Origin of the sequence: Rhizobium sp. BK181, assembly GCF_014193305.1 — a bacterium.
Taxonomy (GTDB): domain Bacteria; phylum Pseudomonadota; class Alphaproteobacteria; order Rhizobiales; family Rhizobiaceae; genus Rhizobium.
Window position 1 is genome coordinate 1 of record NZ_JACHZA010000030.1, and the last position, 14,140, is coordinate 14,140.

General features: G+C 57.8%; 11 protein-coding genes and 2 pseudogenes. 11 read left to right on the top strand and 2 right to left on the bottom strand.

All coding sequences use genetic code 11. From position 1 onward, the window contains the following. From FHT77_RS30040 to FHT77_RS30065, 6 genes and pseudogenes are all read left to right on the top strand, one after another. A pseudogene (locus FHT77_RS30040) lies at window positions 1–82 on the top strand (IS5/IS1182 family transposase); the annotation flags it as partial. Window positions 83–464: 382 nt separating this feature from the next. Further along, entirely contained in the window at window positions 465–839 is a 375-nt protein-coding gene (locus tag FHT77_RS31825; RefSeq protein WP_246720235.1) for a hypothetical protein, read from the top strand. Continuing rightward, window positions 836–1,376: pseudogene (locus tag FHT77_RS30050) on the top strand (TSUP family transporter). The gene FHT77_RS31825 and the pseudogene FHT77_RS30050 overlap by 4 nt, the downstream one beginning before the upstream one ends. Before the next feature lie 186 nt (window positions 1,377–1,562). Next, window positions 1,563–3,293: a ubiquinone-dependent pyruvate dehydrogenase gene (gene poxB / locus FHT77_RS30055; RefSeq protein WP_183759131.1), complete on the top strand. Its 1,731-nt coding sequence runs from the start codon at window positions 1,563–1,565 to the stop codon at window positions 3,291–3,293. A 657-nt stretch (window positions 3,294–3,950) separates the two neighbouring features. Further along, window positions 3,951–4,379 carry a cyclic nucleotide-binding domain-containing protein gene (locus tag FHT77_RS30060; protein WP_246720237.1) on the top strand — a complete coding sequence of 143 codons (429 nt, stop codon included), beginning with the start codon at window positions 3,951–3,953 and terminating at the stop codon, window positions 4,377–4,379. Between the two features lie 1,214 nt (window positions 4,380–5,593). Further along, entirely contained in the window at window positions 5,594–6,655 is a 1,062-nt protein-coding gene (locus tag FHT77_RS30065) for a ketopantoate reductase family protein (RefSeq protein WP_183759133.1), read from the top strand. Between the two features lie 57 nt (window positions 6,656–6,712). Here the strand turns inward: FHT77_RS30065 and FHT77_RS31830 are convergent, their stop codons facing one another. Continuing rightward, complete coding sequence (locus FHT77_RS31830) at window positions 6,713–8,431, bottom strand: extracellular solute-binding protein (protein ID WP_183759134.1); 1,719 nt, start codon at window positions 8,429–8,431, stop codon at window positions 6,713–6,715. A 79-nt stretch (window positions 8,432–8,510) separates the two neighbouring features. Then, window positions 8,511–9,416 (bottom strand): NAD(P)-dependent oxidoreductase, encoded by a 906-nt coding sequence (locus FHT77_RS30075; RefSeq protein WP_183759135.1) that lies wholly within the window; start codon window positions 9,414–9,416, stop codon window positions 8,511–8,513. A 453-nt stretch (window positions 9,417–9,869) separates the two neighbouring features. Between FHT77_RS30075 and FHT77_RS30080 the strand changes: the two genes are divergently transcribed. The 5 genes from FHT77_RS30080 to FHT77_RS30100 all read left to right on the top strand — a co-directional run bounded on the left by FHT77_RS30080 (window position 9,870) and on the right by FHT77_RS30100 (window position 14,140). Then, on the top strand, window positions 9,870–10,658 hold the full coding sequence (locus FHT77_RS30080; RefSeq protein WP_312859797.1) for a glucose 1-dehydrogenase: 789 nt from the start codon (window positions 9,870–9,872) through the stop codon (window positions 10,656–10,658). 68 nt (window positions 10,659–10,726) lie between these two features. Next, the gene (locus FHT77_RS30085) at window positions 10,727–11,800 is read left to right on the top strand and encodes a 2,3-butanediol dehydrogenase (RefSeq protein ID WP_183759137.1); all 1,074 of its coding nucleotides are present in this window, start codon (window positions 10,727–10,729) and stop codon (window positions 11,798–11,800) included. Between the two features lie 51 nt (window positions 11,801–11,851). After that, window positions 11,852–12,136, top strand: a complete 285-nt coding sequence (locus tag FHT77_RS30090; protein WP_183759138.1) for a YciI family protein — start codon at window positions 11,852–11,854, stop codon at window positions 12,134–12,136. Beyond that, window positions 12,133–13,146: a Gfo/Idh/MocA family protein gene (locus tag FHT77_RS30095; protein WP_183759139.1), complete on the top strand. Its 1,014-nt coding sequence runs from the start codon at window positions 12,133–12,135 to the stop codon at window positions 13,144–13,146. The genes FHT77_RS30090 and FHT77_RS30095 overlap by 4 nt, the downstream gene beginning before the upstream one ends. A gap of 10 nt (window positions 13,147–13,156) precedes the next feature. Beyond that, window positions 13,157–14,140, top strand: coding sequence for a zinc-binding dehydrogenase (locus tag FHT77_RS30100; protein ID WP_183759140.1), 984 nt, complete (start codon window positions 13,157–13,159; stop codon window positions 14,138–14,140).

Here is a 14,140-nt window from a genome sequence, read left to right on the forward strand (position 1 = left end):
TACTCGCTACGACAAGCGCCCGGAAAACTATCTCGCAGCGGTCAAACTCGTCGCGGCAAGGATCTGGTGTCAGAGTTTATGAGTCGACGGCCTAGAATTGATCAGTTAGCCGATCCGCGTAGATGATTGCCTCGACGACATCGCACGCGATCGGCAAATATTTGCTTTCGGTTGCGGAGCAAAAAACAGATCCTCTTGAGAGCCAGCGAGAACGGCAGTCCAGGGTGGCTTTGCTGCTGTTTGCCGGAAGCCCGCACCTCAGAGAAAACCTCAGTTGAATTGCTGAAACCCCGCGGCCGACGGCTCCATCTGGCTGACCGAAAAATTTCATCAACAGTTTCGAGAATCTATCGAACGCCTGTGTGTGTTGTCGAGTAGTACACGGTTTGCGCGTCACGTCGGGACTTTCGGTTCGGCAAATTTCGGCGGTCAGGCTTTGTAGGGTGCTCTATTTGGAGGGTTCCATGAAACGCTTGCACAAGCCAATCACAGCGTTCGCTTTCCTCGCTGTCTCGGCATTGAGTGCGTCATGTACCACGGGTGGGCCAGGAGCCCGCTCGCTCACAGAGCCTTTGAATCCGGCTTGCGCTGAGGGTTCACCGTGCCAGAGCACAACACGGACTGCGTCGTTCCCATTCGCCTACGGCTGGATGTTCGATCCGGACGGCGCCCAAGCCGCGGCGCGCATGTTCTTCACTGATCTTGGCGGCTCGGCCGCCATGCTCAGACTTCGCGAACTTGACGACGATGCTCTGAAGGACATCGGTCTCGCGCGCTCTGAAACCGAGGCCGCAGCCTTCGGCCGGGTGCATACCTACAGCCGAGGGAGGAGGTCGTGACCACCCAGCCAATCGCTGCAGATCTGACCTTGATGACCGTTCTGGTCGCTTTCACAGGGGTCTTCTTGATCTGCTTCCTGAAAGGGGCGTTCGGAGGAGGATTCGCTATTGTCGGGATCCCGCTCCTGTCGCTCGTGCGGCGGCGTTTCCATTCGGCCTCGATCGGCACCCAAGGCTGTTGCAGCCGGGCTGGCGTCGGGCATCACCACGATGGTTGCTCATTCCGGCGGACCGCCGCTTGCGATGTACCTGCTGCCGCTCGGTTTGACCAAGGAAGTCTATGCGGGAACGACCAGCCTCTTCTTCACGGTCGGCAATGCCACCAAAGCCGTTCCGTGGTTGATGCTGGTGCGGCCGGAAGGTGCTGACCTGGTGCTAATGGCCGTATGCTTGCTCGCGGTTCCCAGTGGTGTCGGAATGGGCTGGCGACTTCATGGACGTCTCGATCAACGCCAGATCTTCCGCGCATGCTACGCACTGCTTGCTGTGACTGCTGTGAAGCTTCTGTGGGACGGTGTTGCCGGGTACTTGGTATGAATGTCTCGGATCAATAAATGGCATTGGGGGCATATGATGAGAGGGCGGATGCGGATACGATCGGCGATTTGGCGGCGATGTCCACGGAACTCCTAAGTCCCCAACAGACTGACCGCCGGCCTTGCCCGTTTGATTCGATCGCCAGTTGAAAACCAGTCAATACCACAGCACGACAAGGAGACTGCAATGGCACGAAAGGCAGCAGACATCATCACGGAAGTGCTTCATTCCGTCGGCGTCCGTCGTATCTACGGCGTCGTCGGAGATAGCCTGAATGGCATCACTGAATCCATGCGGCGACGCGGCGACATTGACTGGATCCATGTGCGGCACGAAGAGACGGCGGCGTTTGCCGCGGGAGCGGAGGCTCATCTAACCGGAGAGCTTGCCGTGTGCGCGGGAAGTTGCGGTCCCGGAAACCTTCATCTGATCAACGGCCTCTTCGACGCCCATCGTTCCCGAGTACCGGTCCTCGCGATCGCTGCTCAGATTCCTTCGGTCGAAATCGGACGGGGGTACTTCCAGGAGACACATCCCGATCAACTTTTCAGGGAGTGCAGCCACTACTGCGAACTCGTTTCCAATCCCGCCCAGCTTCCCGGCGTAATCGAGACCGCGGTTCGGACTGCGATTTCCAAACGCGGCGTCGCCGTGGTGGTCATTCCGGGAGACATCGCGCTTGCCGAATACGCCGCTCCAATCTCCAATCCGGCGGGAATCCGGATTCCTGAGCCGGTTATACTTCCGCAGGACGCCGATCTGGATAACCTGGCAAGCGTGCTGGCCGAGAGCCAGCGCACCACGCTCCTATGCGGGCGAGGATGCGAGGGCGCACACGATGAGGTGGTGGCGCTGGCCGAACGCATAAAGGCTCCGGTCGTACACGCGCTCGGCGGCAAGGAGCATGTCGAGTGGGACAATCCGTACGACGTCGGCATGACGGGCCTCATCGGCTTTTCTTCCGGATACGGTGCGATGCTCGCCTGCGATACATTGCTGATGCTCGGGACGGATTTTCCATATCGGCAGTTCTATCCGAGTGGCGCCAAAATTATCCAAATTGATCTCCGGGCTGAAAATCTGGGGAGACGGGCACCGTTGAAGATGGGCCTGGTCGGCGATGTAAAGGCGACGCTGTCAGCGCTACTTCCAAAGCTCGAACCGAAGTCCGATGGGGTCCACCTGGCAACAAGCCTCTCCAATTATACAGAGGCTCGCGAAGGACTTGACGATCTCGCGACCGGCACGCCGGGCCGCAAGCCGATTCATCCGCAATATCTAGCCAAGTTGGTGAGCGAACTCGCTTCCGACGACGCGGTATTCACATTCGACGTTGGTACCCCGACAGTATGGGCCGCACGCTATCTGAAAATGAATGGGCGGCGCAGAATGATAGGTTCCCTGGTGCATGGGTCGATGGCGAATGCATTGCCGCAAGCAATCGGCGCGCAGGCTGCCTTTCCAGACAGGCAGGTCATCAGTCTCTCGGGCGACGGAGGCTTCGCCATGCTGATGGGCGATTTTCTTACGCTGGCTCAGCAGAACCTTCCGGTGAAGATCGTCATCTTCAACAACTCCGTACTGGGCTTCGTTGCACTTGAGATGAAGGCGTCCGGCCTCCTGGAGACGGGTACCAGCCTTAATAATCCCGATTTTGCAGCGATGGCGAATGCCGTCGGCGTTCACGCGTGCCGAGTGGAGGACCCGGCTGACTTGGAAGGGGCGCTCGCGGATGTTCTTGCACATGACGGCCCGGCACTTCTCGATGTCGTCACCAATACGGAAGAGCTGTCGATGCCGCCAAAGATCGAGGCCCTACAAGTTAAGGGATTCAGCCTTTGGGCTTTGAAGGCCGTAATGAACGGCAAGGGCAATCAATTGCTTGATCTGACCGTATCGAATTTCCTCCGTCGATGAGAAAGCGCCCGAACTCATCTCGACATCTTCGACTAAAACAATGATCGGCGGCTAGGAAGGAACCCTTCGCCCGCCGATCATTGTTTAGCGCATCGCGCGCGAGAGGCGCTCTAATATTCGAGGACCACACCACACGGTGCCCACAGTTTGAAAAGTCGTTCCCTTAAATTGATACCTAAGGATGCGTTGCGAGCCACCTATGCGAGGCTTAGGTGAGGGGAAGCTAAATTACCTTCGGTAAACGCGATGAAAATTTCAGAACTATCCTCTACGCGAGACGCGGGCTCGTTGAAGGGCGCTCCTAGATCCACACGCCTTGCAATACCCGCAAACTCGAATATTCCCCGCCGAGTTCCCGTCTATGAGCTCGAGCATCAGTCGAGAAGACCCGCTTCGGACGACCTGGAGCCGTCCGTCATAACTTCTATTTCTGTTGTCGTGGGAAGCATCGTGTTCATCATCCTGGCGATGACAGTGATTTTCGATCCCAGCCGTTCAGGAGATCTTTGTCGACATGATTTCGAGCCTACAATCCGGGCTTACAATGTGACCCTAGGCGTTGCTTGCTGATCTCCTCACCTTCAGGCGTTTTTCAAACCATGGTATCATGGACAGCGGAGTTGGCCCCTCGACAAAATGGACAGCCTCGCAGGCAACATGAAGCGCCTGACGTATAATGAAGGAGCGGTCATCGTCGAGCAGGACGCATCGATGTCGTCGCTGATGATCGTCCGCAACGGCGTCGTGGCCGTCGAACGCGAAGTCGAAGGAATAATGGCGGACGAAACGCGGCTGGCGCCGGGAGATTTGTTTGGCGAGCGTGGCGTTCTTTTGGGAGCCGCAGAACCCGCGCGAGTTCGCGCGCTGACATTCGTCGTGGTTTACCAGATTGGCAAGGAAGACTTGGCAAGTGTGATGCGTGATCGGCCGACTCTCGCTGAAGAACTCGGTCTCCTGCTCGCTAAGAGGATCGAGAACGAAAGGCAGTTCATTGAAAGTCACCGGCATCCCGACGAAGGACAGCCGACCTCAATTGCAGAAAGGATCCGCCACCTTTTTGAGGTTCCGCACGCAGAGCACCACTAAAGGCCGGACCGGGGAGGAGGGGCCCGACATCCTGGGCTCCGTCAAGTCTGGACGCGTACTATACCAACTAACCATCCTGGGAGATGAGATTCGGCACGGCGACCCTGACGCACCCGCAAACGCTCGCGCCGATCCCTGTCGTTCGTATAATAGGACTCGGGCTGCTGACGTTGCGGTTACCAGCCTATATTTCACACGGAGAACAACAAAGCATCGCGACATCGTGGAACTCGTCGTGACGAGCCAGACCCCGCGCCCTACACATGACGTGATGCGTGGCCGGCTGCTTGTAACGATAGGTGGGCGCGTTGAGATGCTCCGCTGGCTCGAGGTGCTTCTGCGGCCGTTGGCCACTCAGCAGTTAGGTGCAAGTACGCGCGTCCGGATTGATCTTGGACCATCACTGAGAAGGCTTCCCGTTTTGCCGTGACGCAAACACCGAGGTAACGGCGCAATGAAAAATCATTTCGGGCCGAAACGCACTGCGAATACCGACGCAGGGGCCCGGTCAGCTCGTAGAACTACGGGAATCGCCCTGGCTTGCTTGGCAATTTTAGCCACACAAGCTTTTGCAGCGGGGCGCGAGGCTGTTCAGAGCCTGCGCAAACTGCCACGTCGTCGACAGCGTCACCGAAGCTGGACTGACCCGGCCCCGACTACGGAGCCCAGAAATTACTCAATCGTGGTCCCAGCAACCTGCGGAAAACGCTATCTCATCCGCGTCGCGCCGAAGGGCTTTTGTTTCGATGAATCCGGAATGAGCTTTGCAGACCAGGACTATCTGGTCTCCTATGACAATTCTTGCATAAAGTGAGCAAGAGCACCTTGGACAGTCACCGACGGGAAGCTCCTTACTCACCCCCACTTGTGCTGTCAAAAGCAAGGTCCTGCTGCTGTGGAGGCAGGACCTTGCCGTTGGGATGGATGTCGGAGGGAATGTGACATCCAAGCCTTATAACACAATCTGGCATGTCACGGTTCCTCACTCTTGCAGGATTATCTTCATCGGTGGAGCCGCCGTGCTGGGCTCCTTCAGCCTTTTGACCCGCGGCCATGCCTGAGTGCCAGTTCAAATGTCCCGGCAGACAGGATACATCCACTATGGATAATCATGGTGTTTAAGTTCCCCAAATAGACCTTACCATTCACGGCATGCTGCTTTCGAGGCCGAGCTTCCGAGCAGCAGTTGCATGACAATGTTGGGAGGAACCAGGATGGTTTGGAATAGCAGTCGTGGGCCGAGAATTGCCTTCTTCGGGACTGGTGCTCAGGGCGCGTCGATCGGGGCTGACTTTGCTCGCGCCGGGCTTGATGTCACGTTCATAGAGCAGTGGCCCGAGCATGTTGAGGCAATCCGACGCGACGGCATCACGGTTAACCTGCCTTCGCGGACGATCAACGTGCAGGTTCCCGCGTTACATCTTTGCCAAGTAGCGGAAATCAGAGAACCGTTCGACCTAGTCTTTCTCGTCGTCAAAGCCTATGACACGAAGTGGGCGTGTCAGTTGATAAAGTCATGCCTTGCGCCCGACGGCCTCATCGTCGGACTGCAAAACGGCATGACCCACGAGGACATCGCCGATGTCGTGGGTCGAGAGCGAACGGTCGGAGCGGTCATCGAGATCGCGTCCAATATGTTCATTCCCGGCATCACAAACCGACAAAACGATCATGATACATCGTGGTTCGCTCTTGGCGCGCTAGACCCCAAGAACCGGGACCGGGTTGAGGAAGTCGCGAAGCTGCTTCGAAACTCTGGCCGTGTCGAGGTAATGGACGATATCCACTCGGCGAAATGGATGAAGCTCGTTGTCAATGCAGCGGAGCTCATTCCTTCCGCCATCGTCAATCTACCACTGGCGGACGCTGCGCGGCATCCCGGAATGTTGGAAGTGATGCGCGCCGCGGGGTACGAGGCAATGCAGGCTGCACTAGCCGATGGAGCGCAGATCATACCTATCATCGGCATGTCTGCAGTTACCACCAACCATCCTGAACGTTACGTAGATCAGATTTTCGAGGAGGTGCTCAAGACATTCTCCCAAGCCGATACGCTGACGACCTCGCTGCAGGATTGGCGAAAGGGTCGGCGGGCAGAAGTCCAGGAAGTCAACGGACTGGTAGCGGATATTCTGGAACGCGATGGACGAAAAGCGCCTGTCAACAGGCGCGTCGTCGAGGTGGCCTTGGACATTGAGGCCGGACGGATCGAAGCACGGCCTCATAACGCAGGCCTGTTGATGGAGAGCTATCAGCATTCGTCCGACGGGCTCTGAACGAGTAACCTCAGCCGTCGCGGGGCGCTGCTCCTCCCGCGGCGGCATCGGGGGCTTTTAGCGCGACCGAAGTTCCTGGACGGAGTGCCGTCCCACTCTGAGGCTCATTTCGATTTCCGCCGCCGCCGTTTCAAGTGCCTCGCGCGGCGTCTTGTTGCCGAGCAAGGCGTCATGGATTTCCATGCCTAGCACCTTCTCGATAGTTGTGTACTGGGGAATTTTGGGGCGCTGCCAAGTATGTAGCAGACTCTTTTTTGCGAGCTGATCCACAAACCGGACGATCGGCGAGCTGGCAGCTGCTTCCGGATCGGCGCTGACCGAGAAGCGCGGCGCGACCGGAAAGCCGTTCTTTACGTGTGCTTTCATCGCCTCCCGTGAAGCCATCCAGGCGATCGCGTCGGCGGCCAATTCCACGCGTTCCTCTGGCAGATTCGTTGGAATGCAGAAAAGAAAGCCGCCGATGGGGGAAGCACGGGTGCCGCCGGGTCCCGAAGGCTGGGGCAGATACTCAACTCGCCGCTTTACCTTGGATTGGACATCGTACTCGAACCGAGCGGCTCGCATCGTCCAGAAGTATCCGAGGCTGGCTCTTCCTTGCAGGAACACGTCGAGCGTCTTGTCCCACGCCATCTCCAATATGGCTGGCGGTGAGATCTCCATTAGCCTTCGCATGTATTCGAGAGCAGCGAAGCCTGCATCCGAAAGGATGGTACATGTTAGTTCATCGGGGTCGAGGCCTTCTAGGGTGTAGCCTGAGCGCGTCTTGCGCAGCGAAATCGCTGGCTGTCCGCATGCACCCAGGAAGAAGAGGAAACTAGAGGCGATGGGCATGCCGCGCGCACCGTCCCAGACTGCCCCATACATACCTTCGTCAGGTGAGTGAAATTTGCGCCCAGCTCTGATCACATCCTCGAACGTCTTTGGAAACGAGATCTCTGCTTCGAGAAAGAGGTCCTTTCGCGCCGCAAGGAATTCGACGGTGCAGTATCCAGGAACGCCATAGTCTCTTCCGTCCCATGTCGCCGACGACCAGATGGAGGGGTGGAAATCCAACGGGTTGATGCCCGTCCGCTGAACGTATTGGTCGATTGGACGAATGATACCGCTCTCTGCGAATTCGCCAAGCCACGGCATGTTGATGGCGATTACGTCGTAGTCGGAGAGCTTCTTAGCGGCATTCTCTCTCGTCCGCCGATAGACTTCCGGTAGCGGCAGCAGGTCGAAATTCTTGCGGGACGCAAGGTTACTGCGGAAATCGGCCCACATGTTCCGCATGGCGGAAAAGTAGTTGTCGTCGTTCAGCAGAAATCGGAGTTCGATCTGTGCCTCCGCGCGTCTCTGGACGAGCCGCATGGGCGGGATGATCTGCGATCCGAGCGGTGTGCCGCCGAAGTAGTATTCGTCCTCTTCTTCGCCCGCGCGAAGGCCCAAGGTCTGTGCGAGGAGAGATTTCGTTTTTCGAGCATAGTTCTCAAATGATCGCAAAAGTTGCTCGCTCGGCTGCAGGGCATAACGCTGGCCGGAGGACTTGGAGACCTTTATGATGTGTCCGCTGTCGATGAAACGATTGATCAACCTCATCGAAGTCGCGTACGGGAGGCCCGACTCTTGGCCGAGCGTGGAAATCGATACTGGCTGGCTGAGGATATGGGATTTGATGAGGAAGGTGACGATCAGCCAGATCGCGTCCTCGTCAGCAGCTTCTATAACCTCCCGGAACGGTCGACGCGTCTTCTCGATGAAGTCAATGACGCGCAGCATCTCGTATTCGTTCACGTCGGCCTCCCAACCGTCGTTGTGGCGGTCAGACTAGCGCGCGGATTGCGTTTTCACCAGCCAGCATGTGTGCCTCCGCTCAAAGGGCTTTCCTTTCGCGGCTCAGGCCAGCAAGACGTTCGTATTGCTCAAAAAGAACGAAAAAGTCCTTTTCCGCGAGTCCGTCTGCGAATGCGGCCTCGTACTGCTGTCGGATCATCGAGGCCAGATACATTGGGACATGATCAGACTTCGCTGCTCCCAGGATCAAGTCGAAGTCCTTCATCATTTGAGAGACCGAAAAGGCTGGATCGAAGTTTCGATTTACAAGAAGATCCCGCTTGTAGGCGATTAGCGGCGACGCCACCGCGCTTTCACAAATAACATTCAGCATTGTCTCTACGGACAGGTTGCCTTTTAGCCCAAGCGTCAGGGCTTCGCCGAGTAGGGCCGCGGTTGCCCCCACCAAGGCATTCAGGACGAGTTTCAGGTATCGTGCCTCCTCTCCATTTCCAAGGTAGAACTGCTTTATGGAGAAACTGGCAAGAATGGGCTTCACCTTTCGGTACGCGTCCTCCGGGCCGGAGATCATCACCGAAAGCGTTCCTGATGAAGCGGTCATCGTGCTTCCAGAAACCGGAGCACGGAGGTAGGCAACATCAACGCGCGATAAGGCGTCGGCCACTTCCGCTGACAGCTCTGGCGACACGGTACTCATCTCCACCACGATCTGGCCCGGCCTTAGCAACTCAGCAAGTGCAGAGGGGGCAAGGATGAGGTTTCGGAGGATAGCGTCGTTGGGTATGGTCAACATCACGACATCCGATGTCTCGACCAGATCTTCAAGGCTGTGGGCGACGTTAGCGCCGAGAGCTACGACCGAGGCACGGTTCTCCGGGAGCGGCTCGTACACAGAGAGAGCATATCCGTTCTCGAGCACTCGCCTGCTCATTGGGGCGCCCATCTTGCCGATGCCAGCCCAGCCCACTCTCATTGTATCGCTCATGCAAAACCTTCCTTCCCTGGGGGCGCTTGCCAACCAGATACTTCGATGCTGCTATTGAGAAGGAGCGCATATGAATGGGCTGATGCGTGCCACCATGCGGCGCAAGCGCCGTCGTCTCCTCCCTAAGAAATAGTAGCTTCAGCTCGAGAGTGATTGCTGCACTGAAAATATCCGTTTCGGATAATTTAAGATTTGTCGAGGCGAGGCTCCATCATCTAGCCTTCGCTCAGGATCGCACGGCGTTTCCTGTGGGAGGAACAAAGCCGTCAGATAATTGAGAACGCGTGCAGGCCGCTGGTTTGTGCGGCGGCTTTCGTTGACTGACGATTCCGTCGCTCGGTCGGATGGTGGGAAATGAGTCAAACCTCCCTCCGGTGCGCCGCGATCGAACTGTGCGACGACACGCAATCGGCGTGTCTTGCACGGGAACAATATGTTGAGGGAGGAGCAGTCGTGCCGGGATCGGTCGAGAACAAAGTCATCATCGTGACGGGTGCCGCGCGAGGTATCGGAGCTGGGATAGCTGGTGATCTCGCGGACAACGGTGCCCGGGTGGTCGTTGCGGACTTAAACGTCGACGCGGGAAGACAGACGGCTGCGAAGATTTCCGCCGGCAACCATGAGGCGCTCGCTGTCGGTGTCGATGTTGCGGATCGTCAGAGTGTTAAGGACCTGATCGCGGAGACAGTCAAGCGTTTCGGTCGCCTTGATGTCATGTTCAACAATGCTGGCATTAGTCAGACCTGCCCGTTTCTCGAGGTGACGGACGAGGACTTCGATCGGATCATGCGGATCAATGGCCGCGGTGTGATGATCGGGATCCAGGAAGCTGCGATGCAGATGATCGCCCAAGGTGGCGGCGGCAAGATCGTCAACACGGCGTCGATTGCCGGGAAACAAGGCTATCCGCTGTTCGCTCACTACTGCGCCTCCAAATTTGCCGTCGTGGCGCTTACCCAAGCGGCGGCGCGCGCCCTCTCTGAGCACGAAATAACGGTCAACTGCTTTGGGCCGGGCGTTGTCAAGACAGAGCTCTGGGAGCAGCTCGACCGCGAGTTCATGGACCACGGTTTGACGGATAAGCCCCAACAGGCAATCAACGAGTTCTCACAGTCGATCCTGCTGGGAAGAGTGTCTCTGCCCAGAGACATCGCGGGCGTGACGACGTTCCTGGCCTCGGACGCATCTGACTACATTACCGGGCAGACCATCATGGTCGATGGTGGCATGGTCCTTATCTGACGCGGCGCACGCGTCTGACGCATCAAACCGTCCGGAGGTCCAGGGCGGAATAGCTGAAAGGCAGAGCAATGAAGGCTGTAAGATACTATTCGAAAAAAGACATCCGTGTCGAAGACGTGAAGGCGCCGGAAGGGCCCCTCGGCGACGACATGGTGCTGGTGGAGCCATTGGTCTGCGGCATATGCGGCACTGATATTCACGAGTACGTTGCGGGTCCGATTGTGACGCCGGCCAAGCCGCACGTCTACTCCGGCGCAACGCTGCCACAGATCCTGGGCCACGAGTTCTCGGCACGCGTCCTCGAAGTCGGCAAGAACGTGAAGCATGTTGCGCCCGGCTCGCGCGTCTCGATTCAGCCGCTGATTTCTCCGCGCGACGACTATTACGGACGGCGCGGACTTTTCCACCTCAGCGAAAAGATGGCCTGCGTTGGTCTGTCGTGGGACTGGGGCGGGATGGGGGAGCGGGCTATCGTCAACGGCTACAACGTGTTTCCCGTTCCAGACAGCGTTTCTGATGTGCAGGCAGCGATGATCGAGCCAGCGGCGGTGGCGGTGTATGGCGTTGACCGTGGTGGGGTCACGTCCGGAAGCTCGGTCCTTGTGTCCGGAGTTGGGCCGATAGGCGCGCTGGTTCTGCTTGCCACCAAGGCGGCGGGAGCCACCAAGATCTTCGTCTCCGAGCTCAATCCAAATCGCCGTGAACTCGCAAAGAAGCTTGTTCCTGAGGCGATCGTATTTGACCCACGCGAAACTGATACCGAGCGTCTCTTCCGCGAGCACACCGAAGAGGGCGTCGGCCTCGATGTTGCCCTTGAATGTGTGGGTGCTGAGGCCTCGCTCAACCTATGCGCCAAGGCCGTTCGCCGCCAAGGCACGGTTGTCCAGGTAGGGCTCCATGTTCGGCCCGCGTCCATCGACGCAATGCTGTGGGCGCTCAAAGACATCACCGTGGAGGCCACGTGGTGCTACCCCGTGCAGATTTGGCCACGCATCGCACAGATGATTGGGGGCGGAGTCTTCCCGGTCGAGAAGATCGTCACCGCGCAGATCGCCGCTGAGGATGTCGTCGAGAAGGGCTTCGAAGCGCTTCTCGATCCCGCTGGCACCCATCTGAAAATCCTAGTCGACATGAAGGCCTGACCGGCCCAGAGCCTCGCGAGAGGCTGCCATGAACTTGAAAGGACTTACGAAATGCATTTTGTTGTTCATTGCCTCGACCATGAGGGAGCCGTCGACAAACGGCTCGCGAACTACGACGCTCACAAGGCATATCTCTCGACTGGCAAAACCAAAACGGTGATCTCGGGGCCGCTTCTGGCCGACGACCATGAAACTATGATCGGCTCTCTCTTCGTTTTTGAAGCAGATTCCAAGGAAGAGATTGTCGAATTCAACAGGGCCGATCCCTTCACCAAGGCTGGCGTTTGGAAAACCGTCAACATCCATCCATTCAGCAAGCGGGTGGATAATCGATGACCATTCGTGAAGAGAAGCCCGTCATTGCGGCACTGGTGGGTCTTGGCTGGTGGGGCCGGAAGATGGCGACCCTGGTCAACGCAGGCGGCTCTGGAATGCATTTCGTTCATGGCGTCGATCCCAATCCCGAGGCGGCAGGTTTCGCAGCCGAGATGGGGCTGCGGTATTCTACGGACATGGCGGACGCTCTCGAGGATCCGGCGGTCGAAGCGGTTGTGCTTGCCACGCCGCATTCGCTGCATCGCGAGCAGATCGCCCGTGCCGTCGGCGCTGGTAAGCATGTGTTTTGCGAGAAGCCGCTCGACTTGACCAAGGCAGGGGCTGAAGCATCAGTGGCACTTTGCCGGGAGGCAGGGCTGGTGCTCGGAATGGGGCACGAGCGCCGTTTCGAAACACCGATCGCCTCCATTCTCGAAGCGGCGAGCTCTGGAAAGCTCGGCCGTTTGCTGCAAATCGAAGCGAACTTCAGCCATGACAAGTTTCTCGCTCTCGATCCATCGAACTGGCGTCTCAAGGCCGAGCAGGCTCCGGCCGGAGGTATGACGGCGACAGGGATCCACCTTACCGACCTTGCGGTGAAACTTATGGGTCCTGCCAAAGATGTTCGCGTCGTATGCGAAAACCTTGCCTCGTCAATACCGCAAGGAGACACGATGAGCGCTCACGTTCGCTTCTCCGGAGGAGGTACGGCCTACATATCCGCCACGCTCGCAACGCCCTTCATCTCCCGCTTCGCGGTGTTCGGCACGGAGGGCTGGATCGACGTGCGCGACAAGGCGCATGTCGAGGCACCCGACGGCTGGGTCGTTACCGAAGGATGGAAGAACAAGCCGATCACCGTCCGTGAGTTGCCTCCAGCCGAACCAGTCCGTGACAATTTGAAAGCATTTGCCGCGGCCGTCAGAGGCGATGCGGACTATCCCATCAGTGGTACGGATTTGATCAACAACATCGCTCTTCTCGAAGCGATCGTTCGCTCCGCAAACACTGGGTTGTTGGAACCAATTTGAGGAGGATGAGATGAAAGCTCTGGTTTTCGAAGCTCCGGAAAAGCCCGTCATCGCCGATGTAGGCATGCCGGATCTTTCGCCCAACGAGGTTCTTGTTCATACCAAAGCGGTCGGTATCTGCCATTCTGACTACGAGCTTCTCGCCGGGCGCTACATTATTCCGATTTCCTATCCGGTGACCCCAGGGCACGAATGGAGCGGCGAAGTCGTCGAGGTCGGTCGGAACGTCACGGGGTTCAGAAAGGGTGACCGAGTTGTAGGGGAATGCGTGGTGCGCACGCCCGAGCGACTCCATCATTTCGGCTTCTCAATAAGCGGTGCGGATCGAGAATACTTCGCAGTCAATCCGGAGTGGCTTCACAAGCTGCCCGACGCGGTCGACAACAAGAAGGCCGCGCTAATCGAGCCCTTCACCTGCGGCTTCTACGCCGTCCTAAGGTCTGGAGGGACGAATGCAAGCGAGACTGTGGTTGTTTCCGGTGGCGGCACGATCGGTCTCGTCTCGGCCGCCGCAGCGATTGGGATGGGCGCGCGCGTGATCGTCGTCGATCCATTGGCGTCGCGTCGTGAAGTTGCCCAACGGCTAGGGGTGGACGTCGCCATCGATCCGTCCGACGGCGGCGCAGCCGAGAAGATTCGCGAGTTAACCGGAGGGAAGGGTGCCGACTTGGTGATCGAGGCCTCCGGCCATGATGCATCTCTCGCTGCCGCGTTCGGTTACGCGCGTGAAGAGGGGAGAATGTCCATGGTCGGCATCAACATTGGACGGAAGGTTCCAGTTTTGATTGGTCAGATCCAGATGAAGAACCTCACGGTGAGAGGGTGCATCGGTTCTCCGGGTGTCTGGCCCGCCGCTATTCGTTTTCTTGAGCGCACGGGGATCGACCTGTCGCCAATCCAGACACACAACTTCTCACTTACCGACGCGGTGGAAGCATTTTCGTTCGGCCAGGATCCCACGAAGAGCATCAAGATTACATTGTTGAACGGGTAG

Bases quoted from the DNA above. Each gene is read 5' to 3' on its own strand.
- FHT77_RS30075 (WP_183759135.1), bottom strand. From the start codon at position 9,416: ATGAGCGATACAATGAGAGTGGGCTGGGCTGGCATCGGCAAGATGGGC.
- FHT77_RS30085 (WP_183759137.1), top strand. From the start codon at position 10,727: ATGAAGGCTGTAAGATACTATTCGAAAAAAGACATCCGTGTCGAAGAC.
- FHT77_RS30090 (WP_183759138.1), top strand. From the start codon at position 11,852: ATGCATTTTGTTGTTCATTGCCTCGACCATGAGGGAGCCGTCGACAAA.
- FHT77_RS30100 (WP_183759140.1), top strand. From the start codon at position 13,157: ATGAAAGCTCTGGTTTTCGAAGCTCCGGAAAAGCCCGTCATCGCCGAT.
- FHT77_RS30095 (WP_183759139.1), top strand. From the start codon at position 12,133: ATGACCATTCGTGAAGAGAAGCCCGTCATTGCGGCACTGGTGGGTCTT.
- FHT77_RS30065 (WP_183759133.1), top strand. From the start codon at position 5,594: ATGGTTTGGAATAGCAGTCGTGGGCCGAGAATTGCCTTCTTCGGGACT.
- poxB (WP_183759131.1), top strand. From the start codon at position 1,563: ATGGCACGAAAGGCAGCAGACATCATCACGGAAGTGCTTCATTCCGTC.
- FHT77_RS30060 (WP_246720237.1), top strand. From the start codon at position 3,951: ATGAAGCGCCTGACGTATAATGAAGGAGCGGTCATCGTCGAGCAGGAC.
- FHT77_RS31825 (WP_246720235.1), top strand. From the start codon at position 465: ATGAAACGCTTGCACAAGCCAATCACAGCGTTCGCTTTCCTCGCTGTC.